The sequence below is a fragment of the Streptomyces sp. NPDC060232 genome (assembly GCF_042726555.1).
Taxonomy (GTDB): Bacteria; Actinomycetota; Actinomycetes; order Streptomycetales; family Streptomycetaceae; genus Streptomyces.
In genome coordinates, this window is sequence record NZ_JBHXAG010000005.1 from 250,703 (window position 1) to 267,625 (window position 16,923).

General features: G+C 71.9%; 16 protein-coding genes and 1 pseudogene. 7 read left to right on the plus strand and 10 right to left on the minus strand.

Going from position 1 to position 16,923, the window contains the following annotated elements; translation table 11 throughout:
- Positions 1 to 54: 54 nt before the first annotated feature.
- Positions 55 to 1,212: a low temperature requirement protein A gene (locus ACFWFZ_RS10930; protein WP_387119778.1), complete on the minus strand. Its 1,158-nt coding sequence runs from the start codon at positions 1,210 to 1,212 to the stop codon at positions 55 to 57.
- A 123-nt stretch (positions 1,213 to 1,335) separates the two neighbouring features.
- On the opposite strand from ACFWFZ_RS10930, the pseudogene ACFWFZ_RS10935 reads away from it, so the two are divergent.
- The 3 genes and pseudogenes from ACFWFZ_RS10935 to ACFWFZ_RS10945 all read left to right on the plus strand — a co-directional run.
- Positions 1,336 to 1,716, plus strand: a pseudogene (locus ACFWFZ_RS10935) (4Fe-4S dicluster domain-containing protein); the annotation flags it as partial.
- Complete coding sequence (locus ACFWFZ_RS10940; protein WP_387119781.1) at positions 1,713 to 2,285, plus strand: DUF6755 family protein; 573 nt, start codon at positions 1,713 to 1,715, stop codon at positions 2,283 to 2,285. The pseudogene ACFWFZ_RS10935 and the gene ACFWFZ_RS10940, both read left to right, overlap by 4 nt.
- 42 nt (positions 2,286 to 2,327) lie before the next feature.
- Complete coding sequence (locus tag ACFWFZ_RS10945) at positions 2,328 to 2,540, plus strand: hypothetical protein (RefSeq protein ID WP_387119784.1); 213 nt, start codon at positions 2,328 to 2,330, stop codon at positions 2,538 to 2,540.
- 22 nt (positions 2,541 to 2,562) lie between these two features.
- Here ACFWFZ_RS10945 and mscL read toward each other — a convergent pair whose 3' ends face one another.
- From mscL to ACFWFZ_RS10985, 8 genes are all read right to left on the minus strand, one after another.
- Positions 2,563 to 3,057: a large conductance mechanosensitive channel protein MscL gene (gene mscL, locus ACFWFZ_RS10950; RefSeq protein WP_387119787.1), complete on the minus strand. Its 495-nt coding sequence runs from the start codon at positions 3,055 to 3,057 to the stop codon at positions 2,563 to 2,565.
- 123 nt (positions 3,058 to 3,180) lie between these two features.
- Positions 3,181 to 3,696 (minus strand): hypothetical protein, encoded by a 516-nt coding sequence (locus tag ACFWFZ_RS10955; RefSeq protein ID WP_387119790.1) that lies wholly within the window; start codon positions 3,694 to 3,696, stop codon positions 3,181 to 3,183.
- 219 nt (positions 3,697 to 3,915) lie between these two features.
- Positions 3,916 to 4,773, minus strand: coding sequence for an orotidine-5'-phosphate decarboxylase (gene pyrF / locus ACFWFZ_RS10960; RefSeq protein ID WP_387119794.1), 858 nt, complete (start codon positions 4,771 to 4,773; stop codon positions 3,916 to 3,918).
- A complete protein-coding gene (locus ACFWFZ_RS10965; RefSeq protein ID WP_387119797.1) occupies positions 4,770 to 5,351 on the minus strand; it encodes a carboxymuconolactone decarboxylase family protein in 582 nt (193 codons plus the stop codon). The genes pyrF and ACFWFZ_RS10965 overlap by 4 nt, the downstream gene beginning before the upstream one ends.
- A gap of 149 nt (positions 5,352 to 5,500) precedes the next feature.
- Positions 5,501 to 6,334, minus strand: coding sequence for an S-methyl-5'-thioadenosine phosphorylase (locus ACFWFZ_RS10970; RefSeq protein WP_387119800.1), 834 nt, complete (start codon positions 6,332 to 6,334; stop codon positions 5,501 to 5,503).
- Positions 6,335 to 6,411: 77 nt separating this feature from the next.
- Positions 6,412 to 6,723, minus strand: a complete 312-nt coding sequence (locus tag ACFWFZ_RS10975; RefSeq protein WP_387119803.1) for an FmdB family zinc ribbon protein — start codon at positions 6,721 to 6,723, stop codon at positions 6,412 to 6,414.
- A 67-nt stretch (positions 6,724 to 6,790) separates the two neighbouring features.
- A complete protein-coding gene (locus ACFWFZ_RS10980) occupies positions 6,791 to 8,161 on the minus strand; it encodes an MFS transporter (protein ID WP_387119806.1) in 1,371 nt (456 codons plus the stop codon).
- A 411-nt stretch (positions 8,162 to 8,572) separates the two neighbouring features.
- Positions 8,573 to 10,099 (minus strand): potassium/proton antiporter, encoded by a 1,527-nt coding sequence (locus ACFWFZ_RS10985; RefSeq protein WP_387119976.1) that lies wholly within the window; start codon positions 10,097 to 10,099, stop codon positions 8,573 to 8,575.
- A 299-nt stretch (positions 10,100 to 10,398) separates the two neighbouring features.
- Here ACFWFZ_RS10985 and ACFWFZ_RS10990 point away from each other — a divergent pair, with 299 nt between their 5' ends.
- Positions 10,399 to 13,248, plus strand: coding sequence for a penicillin acylase family protein (locus ACFWFZ_RS10990; protein ID WP_387119809.1), 2,850 nt, complete (start codon positions 10,399 to 10,401; stop codon positions 13,246 to 13,248).
- Here the strand turns inward: ACFWFZ_RS10990 and ACFWFZ_RS10995 are convergent.
- Positions 13,243 to 13,857, minus strand: a complete 615-nt coding sequence (locus ACFWFZ_RS10995) for a 5-formyltetrahydrofolate cyclo-ligase (RefSeq protein WP_387119812.1) — start codon at positions 13,855 to 13,857, stop codon at positions 13,243 to 13,245. The genes ACFWFZ_RS10990 and ACFWFZ_RS10995 overlap by 6 nt on opposite strands.
- Before the next feature lie 91 nt (positions 13,858 to 13,948).
- Between ACFWFZ_RS10995 and galU the strand changes: the two genes are divergently transcribed.
- The 3 genes from galU to moaC all read left to right on the plus strand — a co-directional run bounded on the left by galU (position 13,949) and on the right by moaC (position 16,896).
- The gene (gene galU, locus ACFWFZ_RS11000) at positions 13,949 to 14,851 is read left to right on the plus strand and encodes a UTP--glucose-1-phosphate uridylyltransferase GalU (RefSeq protein WP_387119815.1); all 903 of its coding nucleotides are present in this window, start codon (positions 13,949 to 13,951) and stop codon (positions 14,849 to 14,851) included.
- A gap of 4 nt (positions 14,852 to 14,855) precedes the next feature.
- Positions 14,856 to 16,292 carry a gephyrin-like molybdotransferase Glp gene (glp, locus tag ACFWFZ_RS11005; RefSeq protein ID WP_387119818.1) on the plus strand — a complete coding sequence of 479 codons (1,437 nt, stop codon included), beginning with the start codon at positions 14,856 to 14,858 and terminating at the stop codon, positions 16,290 to 16,292.
- Between the two features lie 124 nt (positions 16,293 to 16,416).
- Positions 16,417 to 16,896: a cyclic pyranopterin monophosphate synthase MoaC gene (gene moaC, locus ACFWFZ_RS11010; protein ID WP_030662516.1), complete on the plus strand. Its 480-nt coding sequence runs from the start codon at positions 16,417 to 16,419 to the stop codon at positions 16,894 to 16,896.
- The last annotated feature ends 27 nt before the right edge of the window (positions 16,897 to 16,923 follow it).

Consider the following 16,923-nt stretch of genomic DNA (forward strand, 5'->3'; position numbering starts at 1 on the left):
TGCGCTGGAGAACGGCGGCAGGGGCGCGGGAGTGACGGCCCGGCCGTCCTGCCGCTACCGGGCCGCGGCGCCCGGCCGCTCGGCCAGGACCACGCCGGCGGTGACCGTGACCACCCCGACGAGGCCCGCGTAGAGGACGGCGTAGACACCCGTCCAGGTGCAGGCGAGGGTGGCCAGGGCGGCCACCGGCAGGACCAGCTGCTGGGCGGGGCCGTGCTTGAAGTGGCGCGAGTGCAGGAACCACACCATGAACAGGAAGGCGGCGGCCGGGACCGTCACGGCGGCGTTCGCGGAGACCTGGGAGATGTGCGCCTTGCCGGCCGCGTGCTCGACCGCGACCTCGATGCCCGCACCGATCGCCGCACCCGACGCGAAGACCAGCAGGTGGCCGTAGCCCCACGGGATGGCCTCCCGGTTGGAGGCCAGGTGCTCGTGCATCGGTACGGCGAAGTAGATCCACCACGCGGCGAACACGATCAGCAGCCCGCCCGCGGCGATGGGGAGCAGCAGGTCGAGGGCCTCGTGCTCGTCGAGCGCCGACTTCACCGCCACCGTGCTCGCCGCGATCGTCTCGCCGAGCACGATGATGGTGAACAGCCCGTACCGCTCGACGATGTGGTGGGCGTGCCAGGGGGTCGGGTGGCCGCGCTCGGCGATCACCGGGACCGTCAGCTCTGCCGCGACCAGCACCAGGAACAGCCAGCGCTGGGCGGCGTCCGGCGCGAACAGCAGTGCCACCCAGCCGGCCTGGCAGACCACCAGCCCGGCCGCGTACTTCAGGGCGGCGGTGCGGGCGGTGCCGCTCTCCCCGGCGGCGGCCCGCAGCCACTGCGCCGTCAGCGCGACGCGCATGATGATGTAGCCGACGACGGCGACCGCCCAGTCGTTCTCGTTGAAGGCCTCGGCGACCCCGGCCGCGTAGACGAGGACGCCGGCGATCTGGACGAGTGTGGCGATCCGGTACGGCACGTCGTCGCAGTCGTAGGCGGAGGCGAACCAGGTGAAGTTCATCCACGCCCACCACACGCCGAAGAAGACGAAGAAGTAGCCGATCACCCCGGTACCGGGATGGCCCTCCGCGAGCGCGTGCACGAGCTGGGCGCCGGCCTGGGCGATCGCGACGACGAAACAGAGGTCGAAGAACAGCTCCAGCGGCGTCGAGGTGCGGTGGTCCTCTTCGCGGCTGCGGGCGGTCATGGGGGAGTAGGCCATACCGGCCAGAAGATCAGAGGAGCGGGCTTCCAGCAGGTCGGGCGCGCTGTCCGGGCGGCGGCCGTGCCTCGGGCGGCTGCCGTGTCCGGCCGCGCCGACGGCATCGCGGGCCGGCTCGTCGAGGTGACCGCCGACGGAGTGGTCCAGCAGGCCGACACCACCCGCTGCATCGGCTGCGCCAACTGCGTCAACGCCTGCCCCTTCGGCGTCCCGAAGATCGACCTCCAGGCGGAGCTCCAGCTGAAGTGCAACCTCTGCTACGACCGCACCGCCTACGGCCTGGCCCCGATGTGCGCCACCGTCTGCCCCACCGGCGCCCTCTTCTACGGAACCCTCGAAGAACTCCAGGCAGAGCGCCCCGGCGCCCAGGTCGCCGACTCCTTCGCCTTCGGTGACGTGATGGTCCGCACCGGAGTGGCGATGGTCGTCCCCGCCGACAAGGTCCGGTGGCCCGTCCCCGGCGGCCTGCCCGTCGTAGAGGTGAACGGAGTCGACGTCCGATGAGCGTCACCCAACAGCCCGCCCCCGCACCGGGAAACGGACCCGCGGGCGACGAGGCCGCCGAACGGCTGCGGGACCGGATCAGCGCCGACTCCCTCACCACCCGCCGCGACTACCTGCGGATCGTCGCCACCGTCTCCGGCGGCCTGGCCGTCGGCGGTGTCGGCGTCGCCGCCGGCATCCTGCACCGGCACGGCGGCAGCGACTCGATGCCCGAGGCCAGGAAGGTCACCGACGTACTGGCCCCCGGCGAGTCCGTGGCCTTCCGCTTCCCCGGCGACGAGGACCGCGCCCTCGCCGTCCGCCTCTCCGACGGCACGCTCGTCGGAATCCGGCACACGGGCCCCGGCCCCGGCGCCGGCACCGAGCAGGAGCCGGAGCGGTCCTCGAAGCTGAACGCCCGTCTCGTGCTGGCCCTCACCGTCGTCGTCGGACAGCTCTGGGCACTGACCGTCACGGTCAACGAATGGATGGAGGGCAACACCGGGACGGCCTGGTGGGGAGCGGGATTCCTGACCCTGTCGTTCCTCGTGGTGATCGGCCTGTGGCTCCTCGACCCCAAGGACCGGTGATCATGTCCGGGCCGCCCCCACGGGCGGCCGTACCCTGGAGGCATGAGCAGCACCCCTACCTCCGATCCGCAGCCCCCGCGCCCCGGTCCCCAGGCACGGCAGCCCCGGCCGAAGCCGCGGATCGACTTCGACGACCCGCTGGACCAGAAGTCGTCCGACGACACGGACCGCGGCTGGGGCGAGCGGCCGCCCACCGGCGCGAGCGCGGCCGACCTGGCGCGCTTCCTCGACGAGAAGCCGCCGCACCACATCTGACCGGCCGGGGCGGCCGGCCCGGTCAGAGCCCGTCGCGAGAACCCGCCTGGCTGCCCACGCCGCCGCCCGCGCGCTGCGCGACCAGGGTGTCCCGGATCTCCTTGAGGACCTCCAGCTCGGTGATCTCGACGATCTCCTGGACCCCCTCGCGGGCCTTGCGGCGCGCCTCCTGACGCGCCAGGTACTTCGCCATCGGCAGCACCATGAGGAAGTACACGACCGCAGCGGTGATCACGAAGGTCAGCGTGGCGTTCAGCACCGACCCCCAGAGGATCTCGACACCGGTCGGCTGTCCGTCGGGGCCGATGGTGCAAGGCGCCTTCAGGCAGGACTTGTAGCCGTCCAGGCTCTTCGTGCCCACCGCGCCCACCACCGGGCTGATGATCCCCTTGACCACCGAGTTCACGATGTTCGTGAACGCGGCGCCGATCACCACGGCCACCGCAAGGTCGACCACGTTGCCGCGCATCAGGAAGGCCTTGAAGCCCGCCAGCACGTTTTCCTTCTTCTCGCTCATCGCTGAGCCCTTCTTCACAGGAGCCGAACACGGAGCCAACGGTTCCGAAAGTTACGGCAGTCCAGGCGCGGTGTGTCCAATCGGCCATCACTTTGAGGTGAATCGACTGATCGTGCGTGCGGTTCAGCACAACGTCACCGCCAGCCGCGCCATCGCGCCCGCCCCCACCAGGGCCCGCGCGGTCTCCCGCGGCACGGACAGGACGACCAGCGCGCCACCGTCCCCGACATCCCGCTCCGCAGCGGGGACTTCGGCGACCCTGGCCCCCGCCGCCACCACCCTGGGCGGCTGCGCCCGCTCCGCCGCGACCACGTCGACCCGGTCCCCGGGCCGCAGCAGCCGCACGGTCGCGGCGTCCGCGATGCGCACCGGCGCCGAGACCATCCGCACCGCCGCCGGCGGCGGTTCCACCACGGGCGGCGGCGCACCGCCCCGAGAGGCCTGCGCCTCGGTGCCTCCCACGGCCAGAGCCGCCGCCACGACGGCCAGAGCGGCAGAGACGGCCCGCCGCCGGCGCCGCACGGCCCGGCGCAGCCGGCCCGATCCCCGCCCCACCCGCAGCGGCGGGAACGGCGGGACGGGACGCAGGGGCGGACAGGTGGTGGCGGTCGCACACACGGAGAGGGAGCGGGAAGGCAAGCCCGCAGGGACTGCCGGGGCCGAGGCCGTGGAGGAGGCCGCGGAGGAGTGCGAAGGAGAGGAGTACGAAGAGGTCGCGGACAGACGGGACATGACGAGCACCACCAGACGGAGTGAGTTCCTGTGCCCGGACCCACCGCCCGGACACACCCCACGATCCGGCCTCCTCCCGGATCCCGCTCAGGCCTGTGGACGGTCCCCAGCCTGTGGAAAACCCGCTCACCCGCCGGAGTGAGGGACCCCCGCCCCCAGCGCCTCCCTCGCGGTCTCCCGGACCTGCCGCAGCGCGGCCACCGGGTCGGCCGCCCGCGCGACCGACCGGCCCACCACGACGTGCGAGGCCCCGGCCGCGAAGGCCGCCCCGGGCGTCCCCGGCCGGGCATGCCCGCCCGCGTGCCCTCCCGCCCCGCCCCCGTCGGGCCCCAGCGTCACTCCCGGCGTCACGATCAGCGGCTCCGGCCCCAGCAGCGCCCGCAGCGGCCCGGCCTCCCGCGGTGAGGCGATGACGCCGTCGCAGCCCGCGCCCATCGCCAGCCGGGCCAGCCGCAGCACCTGCTCCTCGGCGCCCGCCCCGACGCCGATGTCGGCGAGGTCGCTCCCGGTCATGCTGGTGACCACCGTCAGCGCGAGCACCCGCAGCCGCGGGAAATCCCGGGCCGCCTCCACCGCCGCGGCCATGATCCCCGTACCGCCCATACCGTGCACCGTGACCATCGAGGCGCCCAGCGCGCCGGCGGCCCGGACGGCGCCCGCCACCGAGTTCGGGATCTCGAACAGCTTCAGGTCGAGGAAGACCTCGTGCCCCCGCGCGACCAGGTCCCGTGCGAGCCCGGGGCCCGCGGCGGTCAACAGCTCCAGGCCGATCTTGTACGAGCCGCACGCGTCCCCGAGGCGCTCCACGAGCACCTCGGCGGACCGGCGGTCGGGGAAGTCGAGGGCCACGACGACCCGGTCGCCGAAGGCACGGTCCGAGGAACCGGACCAACCGAAGGAACCGAAGGAACCGGACGAGCCGCTGGAACCGCTGGAACCGCTGGAACCGGGGGATGAGGGGGAGGCGGAGAAGCCGGTGTTCACGCCGTCATTGTCGGCGTCACCGGCCTCCCGGCCGCCACCCGGCAGGACTCCGAGAAGCCCTGACTGGTCAGCCCGAAGGCGCTGTTGACGCGCGAACGCCAGTTCTCCAGCGCGATCACCGCCGTGAGCTCGACGAACGCCGCCTCCCCGAGCCGTGCGACCAGTGCCGCGGCGAGTTCGTCCGTGACCGCCGGCTCGGTCTCGGTCATGGCCTCGGCGTACTCCATGACCAGCTGCTCCAGTTCGCCGAACACCTCCCGGGCCTCCCGCCACCGCGGCACCCGTTCGATCTTCTCCGCCGCCATCCCCTGCTCAAGGCCCTCCCAGTAGCCGAAGTCCATGCACCACGAGCAGTTGATGCGGGCCGCCGCCGCCATCACGGCGAGGTGCTTGAGACCGGCGTCCAGCGCGTTCCACTTCGCCGCCCGCTGTTCCAGGCGCACGTACGAGAACAGCACGCGCGCGTTGTGCCCGTAGGCCTGGCCTGGGTCGAGCACCTTGCCGTAGGTGCGTCGGGAGTACCAGGCGCCGATGCGCGTCAGCAGGGTGCGGGGCGGGGTGAGCGAGATACGAGGCATGACTGTCAACTCCCTGAGCGGTCTGTCCCGACTGGGCCTTCACAGAGGAAGACAGGACAGCTGCCCCGGATGTGACAGCCGACGACCGGATGCCCTGGCCCGGCGCCCTGGCCCGGCGCCCTGGCCCGGCGCCCTGGCCCGGCGCCGGACTACGGGAGCTCGATGCCCAGGTCCCAGCCGTCGTGCGCGTGTGTGCACAGGCAGTCGCGGGTGTCCGTGGGCGGCAGCGCCGCCACCGCCTCGAAGAGGACCTCGCGCAGGCGGCCGACGTTCTCGCCGAACACCTTCAGCACCTCCGTGTGGGAGACGCCCTCGCCGGTCTCGGCACCCGCGTCCAGGTCCGTGACCAGCGCCATCGAGGTGTAGCAGAGCCCCAGCTCACGGGCGAGGATCGCCTCCGGGTGGCCCGTCATGCCGACCACGGACCAGCCTGCCGCCGCGTGCCACCGCGACTCCGCCCGGGTCGAGAAGCGGGGACCCTCGACGACGACCATGGTCCCGCCGTCGACCGGCTCCCAGTCCCGCAAGCGGGCCGCGGCCACCGCCGCGGACCGGCCCACCGGGCAGTAGGGGTCGGCGAAGGTGGTGTGCACGACGTTCGGCACGGAGCCGTCCGCCAGCGCCTCCCCGTCGAAGAAGGTCTGCGTGCGGGACTTCGTACGGTCGACCAGCTGGTCGGGAACGAGCAGCGTGCCCGGCCCGTACTCGGCTCGCAGGCCGCCGACCGCGCACGGGCCGAGCACCTGGCGGACACCGACCGAGCGCAGGGCCCAGAGGTTCGCCCGGTAGTTGATCTTGTGCGGCGGGACCGTGTGGCTGCGCCCGTGCCGGGGCAGGAAGGCCACCGAGCGGCCGGCCAGCTCGCCCACGTACAGGGAGTCGCTCGGAAGCCCGTACGGGGTCTCCACCTGGACCTCGGAGACGTCCTCCAGGAAGGAGTAGAAGCCCGAGCCGCCGATGACACCGATCTCTGCGTTCACCATGCCACTCACCCTAACCGGGCATGCCGGAGGCCCCGCTGCCCGGTGGGGGGCGGGCGGGGCCTCGGGTCAAGGAGCGGTCAGGCGGCCGACGTGGAGCTGCTGCTCGTGCTCGACGACGTCGAGGAGGACGCAGCGGCGGGAGCGGCGGCGGCGGTCGACGTCGAGGACGACGAGCCGGCGGGCTTCGAGGCGGGGGTGCTGCTCGACGAGGCGCCACGGCTGTCGTTCCGGTAGAAACCGGAGCCCTTGAAGACGATGCCGACCGCGGAGAACACCTTCTTCAGGCGTCCGTCGCAGTTCGGGCACACGGTCAGCGCGTCATCGGTGAACTTCTGCACGGCCTCAAGGCCCTCACCGCACTCGGTGCACTGGTACTGGTAGGTCGGCACGAATTTCCTCCTGGCACTCTCACTCAATGAGTGCTAACGACGCTCCATGGTGACGTATTCCGGCGGATCAGTCCACCGTCAGCGGCACGCGGTGACCCATCCCACGCTCGTTCACCCGGTTACGGGGGGCCTGCGAGGGGGTGGCGGCGGGCGTCACCCCGGCCGAGGCGGTGTCCTCGGTGCCGGGCGCGGACGCGGAGGTGTTCACGATCCGGCTCGGGGCCGTCGGGGCCAGCTTGGCCCGCAGCGCCAGCAGGGTGGCCAGCGCCAGCGCGGTGGCCGCCATCGGCACCAGGAAGCCGTACGAGGACCCGTGCGCGTCGGTCAGGCGGCCGGCCAGGATGACCGCGATGGCCTGCCCGAAGGCGATCGAACCGGTCAGCCAGGTGAAGGCCTCGGTCCGGGCGTGCGCGGGGACCAGCTGCTCGACCATCGTGTAGCCGGTGATCAGGGCCGGGGCGATGAACAGGCCGACGACCAGGCCGAGCGCGCCCAGCAGGAACACCGAGTTCGCCGCCCACAGGACGGACGCGGCGGCGGTGAGGCCGACGTAGCCCAGGATCAGCCGGCGGCGCGGGCCGATCTTCCACGCGACGGCGCCCATGGCGATGCCCGCGATCATGTTGCCGGCCGCGAAGACGCCGTAGAGCAGGCCGTTGGCGCCGGGGTTGCCGATCTCGTTGGAGAAGGCGGCGAGCGAGACCTGCATGCCGCCGAAGACGGCGCCGATCCCGAGGAAGGCGAAGATCAGGACGCGCAGGCCCGGGTAGGACAGCGCGAAGGCGCGCTTCTCACCGGTGGCCGACGGGGCGTGCGTCGTGGGCTGGGAGGCCCGCCGGGCCGCGAAGAGCAGGCCGCCGAGCAGGGTCAGCGTGGCCTCGGTGACCAGGCCGGCCGCCGGGTGGACGCCGGTGCACAGCGCGGTCGCCAGGACCGGGCCGACGACGAAGGTGAACTCGTCGGTGACGGACTCGAAGGCGGCGGCCGTCGGCAGCAGCGGCGAGCCCTCCAGCCGGGCGGCCCAGCGTGCGCGGACCATCGGGCCGACCTGCGGCACCGAGGCGCCGGCCGGGATCGCGGCCAGCGTCAGGAACAAGACGTCGGCGTCGGCCAGCGCCAGGGCGGCGAGGCCGGTGACGGCTGCGGCGTGCGCGAGGACCACGGGCACCAGTACGGCGCTCTGGCCGAACCGGTCGGTGAAGATGCCCATCAGCGGGGCGGAGAGGGCCATCGAGATGCCGGTGACGGCGGCGACGATGCCGGCGCTGCCGTAGGAACCTGTGGTGTGCTGGACCAGCAGCAGGATGCTGATGGTCAGCATGCCGAAGGGGAGCCGGGCTGCGAAGCCGGGGAGTACGAAGCCGAGGGCGCCCGGCGTGCGCAGGAGCTGCCCGTAGCCGGGGCGGGCGGACGTGTCGGTCGTGACCGCGGATGTCACGGCCTTGCCTTTCCGCTGCCTGGTAGAGCATCCCCGTCTGCGGACGGTGCCGTGCTTTGTGAGCGGTCGCACCCGTACGTGTTGGGAGCCCCGAGAGCTGTCCTCTTGCGCATAACCGAGTGATACCTGGGCGCCCAATGCGGGAGGGTGCCACGGCCGCTTTGCGGTCGCGCCAGCTCTGCGTCAGGCAGAGTTGGTTCGATCTGTTGTGCCTTCATCGTACAGGGGAACCCGTTATCACGCCCTGTGATTGTGCCGACAAGCCGTCTCTCCACCTGCGATTAACGGGAGCTTCGCATCCGAAAGACCGGATATATCCGGATGAGGGTGGTCATATCTCTCCGAATCCGGCCGAATTAGAATGCCGCTCTAACGCCGCTCCTTGCTCCACGGGGCAACTCGATACAGGCCCTAATGCTGCGCGGATCCGTTGCCGGTCCCCAGCCAGCCCGCCAGCTTGCCGCCCCGGGCCACCGCCCGCAGCCGTGCCTCCGCCGCGTCCCGGACCGGGTCCGTGGCCACCACCAGCAGCTCGTCCCCGCGCCGCAGCACGGTCGACGGCGCCGGTACGAAGCTCTTGCCCTCCCGGACGACCAGCGTGACCGACGCCCCGGGCGGCAGCCGCAGCTCGCTCACCTCGACGCCGTGCATCCGCGAGGCGGGCGGGATGGCGAAGGACAGCAGGTGCCCGCGCAGCTTCTCCAGGGGCGCCGACTCGATGCCGAGGTCGGACGCGGTCTCCATGCTCTGCCCGAGGTCCAGCCTGCGCGCCAGCCAGGGCAGGGTCGGCCCCTGCACCAGGGTGTACACGACGACCAGCACGAAGACGATGTTGAAGACGCGGTCGCTGCCCTCGATCCCGGACACCATCGGGATGGTCGCCAGGATGATGGGCACGGCGCCGCGCAGGCCCGCCCACGACATCAGGACCTGCTCCCGCCACGGGATCCGGAAGGGCAGCAGGCTGAGGAAGACCTCCAGGGGCCGCGCCACCATCGTCAGCACCAGGCCGATGACGACCGCGGGCCAGAAGTCGCGGACCAGCTCGTGCGGGGTGACCAGCAGGCCCAGCAGCACGAACATGCCGATCTGGGCGATCCAGCCGAGCCCGTCGGCGAAGCCGCGCGTGGCCGGCCAGTGCGGGAGCTTGGCGTTGCCCAGGACCATCGCCGCGAGGTACACCGCGAGGAAGCCGGAGCCGTGCGCCATCGCGCCGGCCGCGTACGCCACGATCGCGATGGCCATCACCGCGATCGGGTAGAGGCCGGAGGCGGGCAGCGCCACATGCCGCAGGCCGTAGGCGCCGAGGAAGCCCACGGCCAGGCCGATCGCGACGCCGATCGCGAGCTCCAGGGCGATCGTGCCGATCAGGACGTACCACGCGTCCGCCGGGCCGATGGTGGAGAGGGCCACCACCAGGATGACGACGGGTGCGTCGTTGAAGCCGGACTCGGCCTCCAGGACGCCCGTGATCCGGGAGGGCAGCGGGACCTTGCGCAGCACGGAGAAGACGGCCGCCGCGTCCGTCGAGGAGACGACCGCGCCGATCAGCAGCGCCTGGCGCCACTCCAGCCCGACGAGGTAGTGCGCCCCCGCCGCCGTCACGCCCACGCTGATCGCGACGCCCACCAGGGACAGCATGATCGCGGCCGGCAGGGCCGGTCTGATCTCTTTCCACTTGGTGCCCAGACCACCCTCGGCGAGGATCACGACGAGCGCGGCGTAACCGATGACCTGGGTCAGCTCGGCATTGTCGAAAACGACGTTCCCGATGCCGTCCTGGCCTATGGCGACGCCTATGCCGAGGTAGATGAGCAGGCTGGGCAGGCCGCTGCGGGACGAGAGCCGCACCGCGGCCACGGCGACGAGCAGCACGAGCGAGCAGACCAGCAGCAGCTCATTGAGCGTGTGGACAGTCAGCGGGCGGCCCTCCTCAATGCGCCCGGTGGATCGATCCTCCCGGCGGCAAGTTCGGCAAGTAGTTCGTTACCTTACCTAATCTTTGACGCGCCCTTTACGCGATAACCACATTGTGAAACGGCCTTCCGCCTCTGTCCTCGGGACCGCCGGGCTCGCCGGTGGATCGCCTCCGGGCCGGCTCCCGGGCCGACTCCCGGGCGGTCGCGGGATACAGGCCCTCCACACGGCCTCCACCCCTGGCGGATCACCGCAGTCGGTCCTGCGCCTATGGTTGCTCCCAGCACTCCCAGGACCACCCTGCCCCTCTAAGGACAGCGATGCCCGCCAACGAAACCGCTCCTCCCGTCAAGAAGAAGGGACGACGCGCCCGTCTGATCGTGCTCGTACTGGTCCTGGGACTCGTCGCGGGCCTCGGCTACGGGGCGTACTGGAGCGTGGACGGCGTGCGCGCCTCCTTCCCCCAGACGACCGGCTCCCTCGACGTGCCCGGCCTGACCGGGACGGTCGAGGTGAAGCGCGACGCCCACGGCATTCCCCAGCTCTACGCGGACAACGACGGCGACCTCTTCCGCGCGCAGGGCTTCGTCCACGCGCAGGACCGCTTCTGGGAGATGGACGTACGCCGCCACATGACCTCGGGGCGGCTGTCGGAGATGTTCGGCGCCGGCCAGGTCGAGACCGACGCCTTCCTGCGCACGCTGGGCTGGCGCCAGGTCGCGCAGGAGGAGTACGACACCAAGCTCTCCGCCGAGACCAAGAAGAATCTGCAGTCCTACGCCGACGGGGTCAACGCGTACCTGAAGGGGAAGTCCGGCAAGGACCTCTCCGTCGAGCACGCCGCCCTGGGGATCAGCGGCGGCTACGCCCCCGAGAAGTGGTCGCCGGTGGACTCGGTGGCCTGGCTCAAGGCGATGGCCTGGGACCTGCGCGGCAACATGCAGGACGAGATCGACCGCGCGCTGATGACGGGCAAGCTCTCGCAGGCGCAGATCGCCGAGCTGTACCCGCCGTACCCCTTCGACCGGAACAAGCCGGTCGTCGAGGGCGGCAAGGTCGACGGCGGGAAGTACACCCCCCAGGGCCAGACCGGAAACGCGGGCAGCGGCTCGGGCTCCGGTTCCGGTAGTGGCTCGGGCGGGACCGCCGTGTCCCAGGCCTCCACCGCCGCGGGCGCCGGCGACCCCACCGGCCTCGCCGGCAACGCCACCGCCCAGGGTGCGACCGTGGGCCTGCGCACCCAGCTGAGCGCCCTGGCCGACACCCTGGAGAAGGTCCCCGCGATCCTCGGCCCCAACGGCAGCGGCATCGGCTCGAACTCCTGGGTCATCTCGGGCAAGTACACGACCACCGGCAAGCCCCTGCTCGCCAACGACCCGCACCTGTCGCCGCAACTTCCCTCGGTCTGGTACCAGATGGGCCTGCACTGCCGCACCGTCTCGGCCCAGTGCAAGTACGACGTGGCCGGCTTCACCTTCTCCGGCATGCCCGGCGTCGTCATCGGCCACAACAACGACATCGCGTGGGGCATGACCAACCTCGGCGCCGACGTCACCGACCTCTACCTGGAGCAGATCAAGCCCGAGGGGTACGTCTACGACAACCGGGTGCTCCCCTTCGGCCTGCGCGAAGAGGTCATCAAGGTCGCGGGCGGCGCCAGCAAGAAGATCACGGTCCGCACCACCAACAACGGCCCGCTCGTCTCCGACCGCAGCGAGGAGCTCGGTACGGTCGGCACCCGCGCCCCCGTGGACGTCTCCGCCCCCGACCGCGGCGACGGCTACGCCATCGCCCTGCGCTGGACCGCACTGGACCCGGGCCGGACGATGGACGCGGTCTTCAAGCTCGACCAGGCCAAGACCTTCGACGACTTCCGCAAGGCGGCCGCCGACTTCGACGTGCCCTCGCAGAACCTGATCTACGCCGACAACAAGAACAACATCGGCTACCAGGCCCCCGGCCGCATCCCGGTCCGCGGCCAGGGCGACGGCCGGATGCCCGCCCCGGGCTGGGACTCCAAGTACGCCTGGAAGGGCGGCCGGGACGGCACCGCCGGCTACATCCCGCAGAACGAGCTGCCCTGGGACCTGAACCCCTCGCGCGGCTACATCGTCACCGCCAACCAGGCCGTCGCCGAGGGCGGGACCGGCGCGGGCAAGTACCCGCACCTGCTGACCACCGACTGGGGATACGGCGCCCGCAGCCAGCGGATCAACGACCTCATCGAGGCGAAGATCAAGGACGGCGGCAAGATCTCGAGCGACGACATGCGGACCATGCAGATGGACACCAGCAGCGAGATCGCCGCGCTGCTGACCCCGATGCTGTCGAAGATCCAGATCTCCGACCCGGGCGTGCGCGCCGCGCAGAAGCTGCTCGACGGCTGGAACTACACGCAGGAGTCCGACTCTGCGGCCGCGGCCTACTTCAACGCGGTCTGGCGCAACATCCTCAAGCTGTCCTTCGGCGACAAGATGCCCAAGGAGCTGCGGATCGAGGGCAGCTGCATGAACGTCCTCGGCAACGGCACCGGCCCGGCCGACGACCTGTCCAAGACGGTCCGCGAATGCGGCACCCGTGACGCGGACTCGGCGCAGCCCGACGGCGGCGACCGCTGGTTCGAGGTGGTCCGCCGCCTGGTCAAGGACGAGAAGTCGGCGTGGTGGAGCGCGCCCGCCAAGGGCCTGAACAAGCCGGCCACCACCACCCGCGACGAGCTGTTCGCGCGGGCCATGGCGGACGCCCGCTGGGAGCTGACCGCCAAGCTCGGCAAGGACCAGTCCACCTGGAGCTGGGGCCGGCTGCACCAGCTGAACCTGAAGAACCAGACGATCGGCACCGAGGGCCCCGGCTTCATGCAGTGGCTCCTCAACCGCGGCCCGTGGAACGTGGGCGGCGGCGAGGCGACCGTCAACGCCACCGGCTGGAACGCCTCCAGCGGCTACGGGGTCACCTGGGTGCCGTCGATGCGGATGGTGGTCAACCTCAACGACCTGGACAAGTCCCGCTGGATCAACCTCACCGGTGCCTCGGGCCACGCGTACAACTCCCACTACACGGACCAGACGAAGATGTGGGCCAAGGGCGAGCTGCTGGAGTGGCCCTTCGGCAAGGACGCTGTCGAGAAGGCCACGGTCGACACCCTGACCCTCAGGCCGGCGGCCTCATGAGCTGAAGCGGCGCACCCCCGACGGGGTGGCCACCGCCTGTACGGGGTGGTCGTGCGGTTCCTCCGGGACCCGCGCGACCACCTCGTCGTCGTAGAGGAGCACGACCAGCGCCGGATGGGCCCCGGCCCGCTCCAGCCGCTGGAGCACCCGGTCGTAACTGCCCCCGCCGCGGCCCAGCCGCATGCCGCGCCCGTCCACCGCGAGCCCGGGCAGCAGCACGGCGTCGGCCCGCGTCACCGCGTCCGGCCCGAGCGCCGGGCCGGACGGCTCCAGCAGGCGCATCTTCCCCGGATGAGCCGCCTCCGAGAGAGTGTCGGGGCCCTCGTACGCCGCCCAGTCGAGGTCGTGGTCGGGCAGCAGGAGGGGGAGCAGCACCCGCTTGCCGGCCGCCCGCAGGGCGTCGAGGAGTTCGCGGGTGCCGGGCTCGCCGCCGACCGAGACGTACGCCGCGACCGTGTGCGCACCGGCCAGTTCGGGCAGTTCGAGGGCGGTGACGGCGAGCGCCGCGGCCGCCGTGCGGCGGGCGTCGGGGGACAAGGCGCGACGGGCCGCGAGGAGTTCGCGGCGCAGCTCGGACTTGGCGGACGCTGTGGGCGGTTTCTCTGCCACGAGAATCAAATTTCCTTCGAATCAGGGCATATATGGACCTACCAGCCGCGAACTCGTCGGGCGTTCGGCAGGACCCACTATCGTTCTGACCATGACTATGTTGCACCCCGTGATCAAGAAGGCCGTCATTCCGGCCGCTGGCCTCGGCACCCGCTTCCTTCCGGCGACCAAGGCGACCCCGAAGGAAATGCTCCCGGTTGTGGACAAGCCGGCCATCCAGTACGTGGTCGAGGAGGCCGTCGCGGCCGGGCTCGACGACGTCCTCATGATCACTGGGCGTAACAAGCGTGCCCTGGAAGACCACTTCGACCGCAACTACGAGCTGGAGTCGGCCCTCATCGCCAAGGGCGACGACGACCGGCTGAAGAAGGTCCAGGAATCCAGCGACCTCGCGACGATGCACTACGTCCGCCAGGGCGACCCGCGGGGCCTGGGCCACGCCGTGCTGTGCGCCGAGCCGCACGTCGGGCGCGAGCCCTTCGCCGTCCTCCTCGGCGACGACCTCATCGACCCGCGCGACCCGCTGCTGCGTCAGATGGCCGAGATCCACGGCCGCACCGGCGGCACCGTCATCGCCCTCATGGAGGTCGACCCGGCCAGCGTCCACCTCTACGGCTGCGCCGCCGTCGAGGCCACCGACGAGGCGGACGTGGTCCGCATCACCGGTCTCGTGGAGAAGCCGGAGCCCCAGGACGCCCCCAGCAACTACGCGGTCATCGGACGCTACGTCCTCAACCCCGCGATCTTCGACATACTGCGGGAGACCGAGCCGGGCCGCGGTGGGGAGATCCAGCTCACCGATGCCCTGCAGAAGCTGGCCGCCGACGAGAGCGTGGGCGGTCCGGTGCACGGCGTGGTCTTCCGGGGCCGTCGCTACGACACCGGGGACCGCGGCGACTACCTGCGGGCCATCGTCCGCCTCGCGTGCGAGCGCGAGGACCTGGGCCCCGAGTTCCGCACCTGGCTTCACCGTTACGTCACGGAGGAGATGTAGCACCTTGAGCAGTTCCGCACCGCAGCATCCACGACCGGCGGACGGCCACCGTCTGTGGTCCGTGGACGAGCACCTCGCGGACGTCCTCGGGGCCGTCCGGCCGCTGGAGCCGATCGAGCTCCAGCTGCTGGACGCCCAGGGCTGTGTCCTGGTCGAAGACGTCACCGTGCCCGTCGCCCTCCCGCCCTTCGACAACAGCTCCATGGACGGCTACGCCGTCCGCACGGCCGACGTCCAGGGTGCGAGCGAGGAGTTCCCTGCGGTGCTGACGGTCATCGGGGACGTCGCGGCGGGCAGCGGCGAACTGCCCGCCGTCGGCCCCGGCGAGGCCGCCCGGATCATGACCGGGGCCCCGCTGCCGCCCGGTGCGGAAGCCGTCGTACCGGTGGAGTGGACCGACGGCGGCACCGGTGGCGGCGCCGCCGCCGGGATGACCCCGGCCAGTGCCGCCCCCGAGCAGGCGGGCGGCGAGGTACGGGTGCACCGCGCGGCCGAGGCGCGGGCCCACGTCCGCGCGCGCGGCAGCGACGTCCAGGCGGGCGACCTCGCCCTCGCGGCCGGCACGGTCCTCGGCCCGCCCCAGATTGCCCTGCTCGCCGCCATCGGGCGCGGCACCGTCCGGGTGCGGCCGCGCCCGCGCGTGGTGGTCCTGTCCACCGGCAGCGAGCTGGTCCAGCCCGGCGAGCCGCTCACCGCCGGGACGATCTACGACTCCAACAGCTTCGCGCTGGCGGCGGCCGCGCGGGACGCCGGCGCCATCGCCTACCGGGTGGGTGCCGTCGCGGACGACGCCGACACCCTGCGCTCCACCATCGAGGACCAGCTGATCCGGGCCGACCTGCTGGTGACCACGGGCGGCGTCAGCGTCGGCGCCTACGACGTGGTCAAGGAGGCGCTCTCCTCGGTCGGCTCGTCCGGCTCGTCCGGCTCGTCCGGCTCGTCCGGCTCGGTCAGCTCGTCCGGCTCGGTCGGCTCGTCCGCCTCGGGTGACGGCGACGCGGACCCCGTCGACGTGGACGCGACCCGGATCGACTTCCGCAAGCTCGCCATGCAGCCAGGCAAGCCGCAGGGCTTCGGCACGATCGGCCCGGACCACACCCCGCTGCTGGCGCTGCCCGGCAACCCGGTCTCCTCCTACGTCTCCTTCGAGCTGTTCGTGCGCCCCGCGATCCGCACCCTCATGGGGCTGCCGGAGTCCGAGGTCCGGCGGCCGAGCGTGCGGGCCGTGCTCAAGGCCGACAAGGCGCTCCGCTCCCCGGCCGGCCGCCGCCAGTTCCTGCGCGGCACGTACGACGCCGAGACCGGCACGGTCAGTCCGGTCGGCGGATCGGGCTCCCACCTGATCGCCGCACTGGCGCACGCGGACTCGCTGATGGTCGTACCGGAGGACGTCACCTCGGTGGAGCCCGGAAGCGAGCTGGAAGTGGTCCTGCTCGGCTGAGCCGCGTCCTGGCGTCCGGGCGCGCCCGGAGCCGTTCCCCCGGGGCGCCCCTCCGGCGGCCCGTGCGGGTAGCGTGTGTCGCACCACACAGGCCCCCGGGGGCCCAGAGCGGAGCGGCACAGCAATGAGTACCGAGAGCAGGCTCACCCACATCGACGAGGCCGGTGCGGCCCGGATGGTCGACGTCTCCGCGAAGGACGTCACCACCCGGACGGCGCGCGCCAGTGGACGCGTACTCGTCTCCCCCCGGGTGATCGAGCTGCTGCGCGGCGAGGGCGTGCCCAAGGGGGACGCCCTCGCCACCGCGCGCATCGCCGGGATCATGGGGGCGAAGAAGACCCCCGACCTGATCCCGCTGTGCCACCCGCTGGCCGTCTCGGGCGTGAAGGTCGACCTGTCGGTCGCCGACGACGCCGTGGAGATCCTCGCCACCGTGAAGACGACCGACCGCACGGGCGTCGAGATGGAGGCGCTGACCGCCGTGGCCGTCGCCGGACTCACCGTGATCGACATGGTGAAGGCGGTCGACAAGGGCGCTGTCATCACGGACGTCCGGGTGGAGGAGAAGACCGGCGGCAAGTCCGGCGACTGGGCCCGCTCGTGAACGCCCCGCGCGGCGGGGAGGTGCACA

Bases quoted from the DNA above. Each gene is read 5' to 3' on its own strand.
- ACFWFZ_RS10930 (WP_387119778.1), bottom strand. From the start codon at position 1,212: ATGGCCTACTCCCCCATGACCGCCCGCAGCCGCGAAGAGGACCACCGC.
- ACFWFZ_RS10940 (WP_387119781.1), top strand. From the start codon at position 1,713: ATGAGCGTCACCCAACAGCCCGCCCCCGCACCGGGAAACGGACCCGCG.
- ACFWFZ_RS10945 (WP_387119784.1), top strand. From the start codon at position 2,328: ATGAGCAGCACCCCTACCTCCGATCCGCAGCCCCCGCGCCCCGGTCCC.
- mscL (WP_387119787.1), bottom strand. From the start codon at position 3,057: ATGAGCGAGAAGAAGGAAAACGTGCTGGCGGGCTTCAAGGCCTTCCTG.
- ACFWFZ_RS10965 (WP_387119797.1), bottom strand. From the start codon at position 5,351: ATGCCTCGTATCTCGCTCACCCCGCCCCGCACCCTGCTGACGCGCATC.
- ACFWFZ_RS10970 (WP_387119800.1), bottom strand. From the start codon at position 6,334: ATGGTGAACGCAGAGATCGGTGTCATCGGCGGCTCGGGCTTCTACTCC.
- ACFWFZ_RS10990 (WP_387119809.1), top strand. From the start codon at position 10,399: ATGCCCGCCAACGAAACCGCTCCTCCCGTCAAGAAGAAGGGACGACGC.
- galU (WP_387119815.1), top strand. From the start codon at position 13,949: ATGACTATGTTGCACCCCGTGATCAAGAAGGCCGTCATTCCGGCCGCT.
- moaC (WP_030662516.1), top strand. From the start codon at position 16,417: ATGAGTACCGAGAGCAGGCTCACCCACATCGACGAGGCCGGTGCGGCC.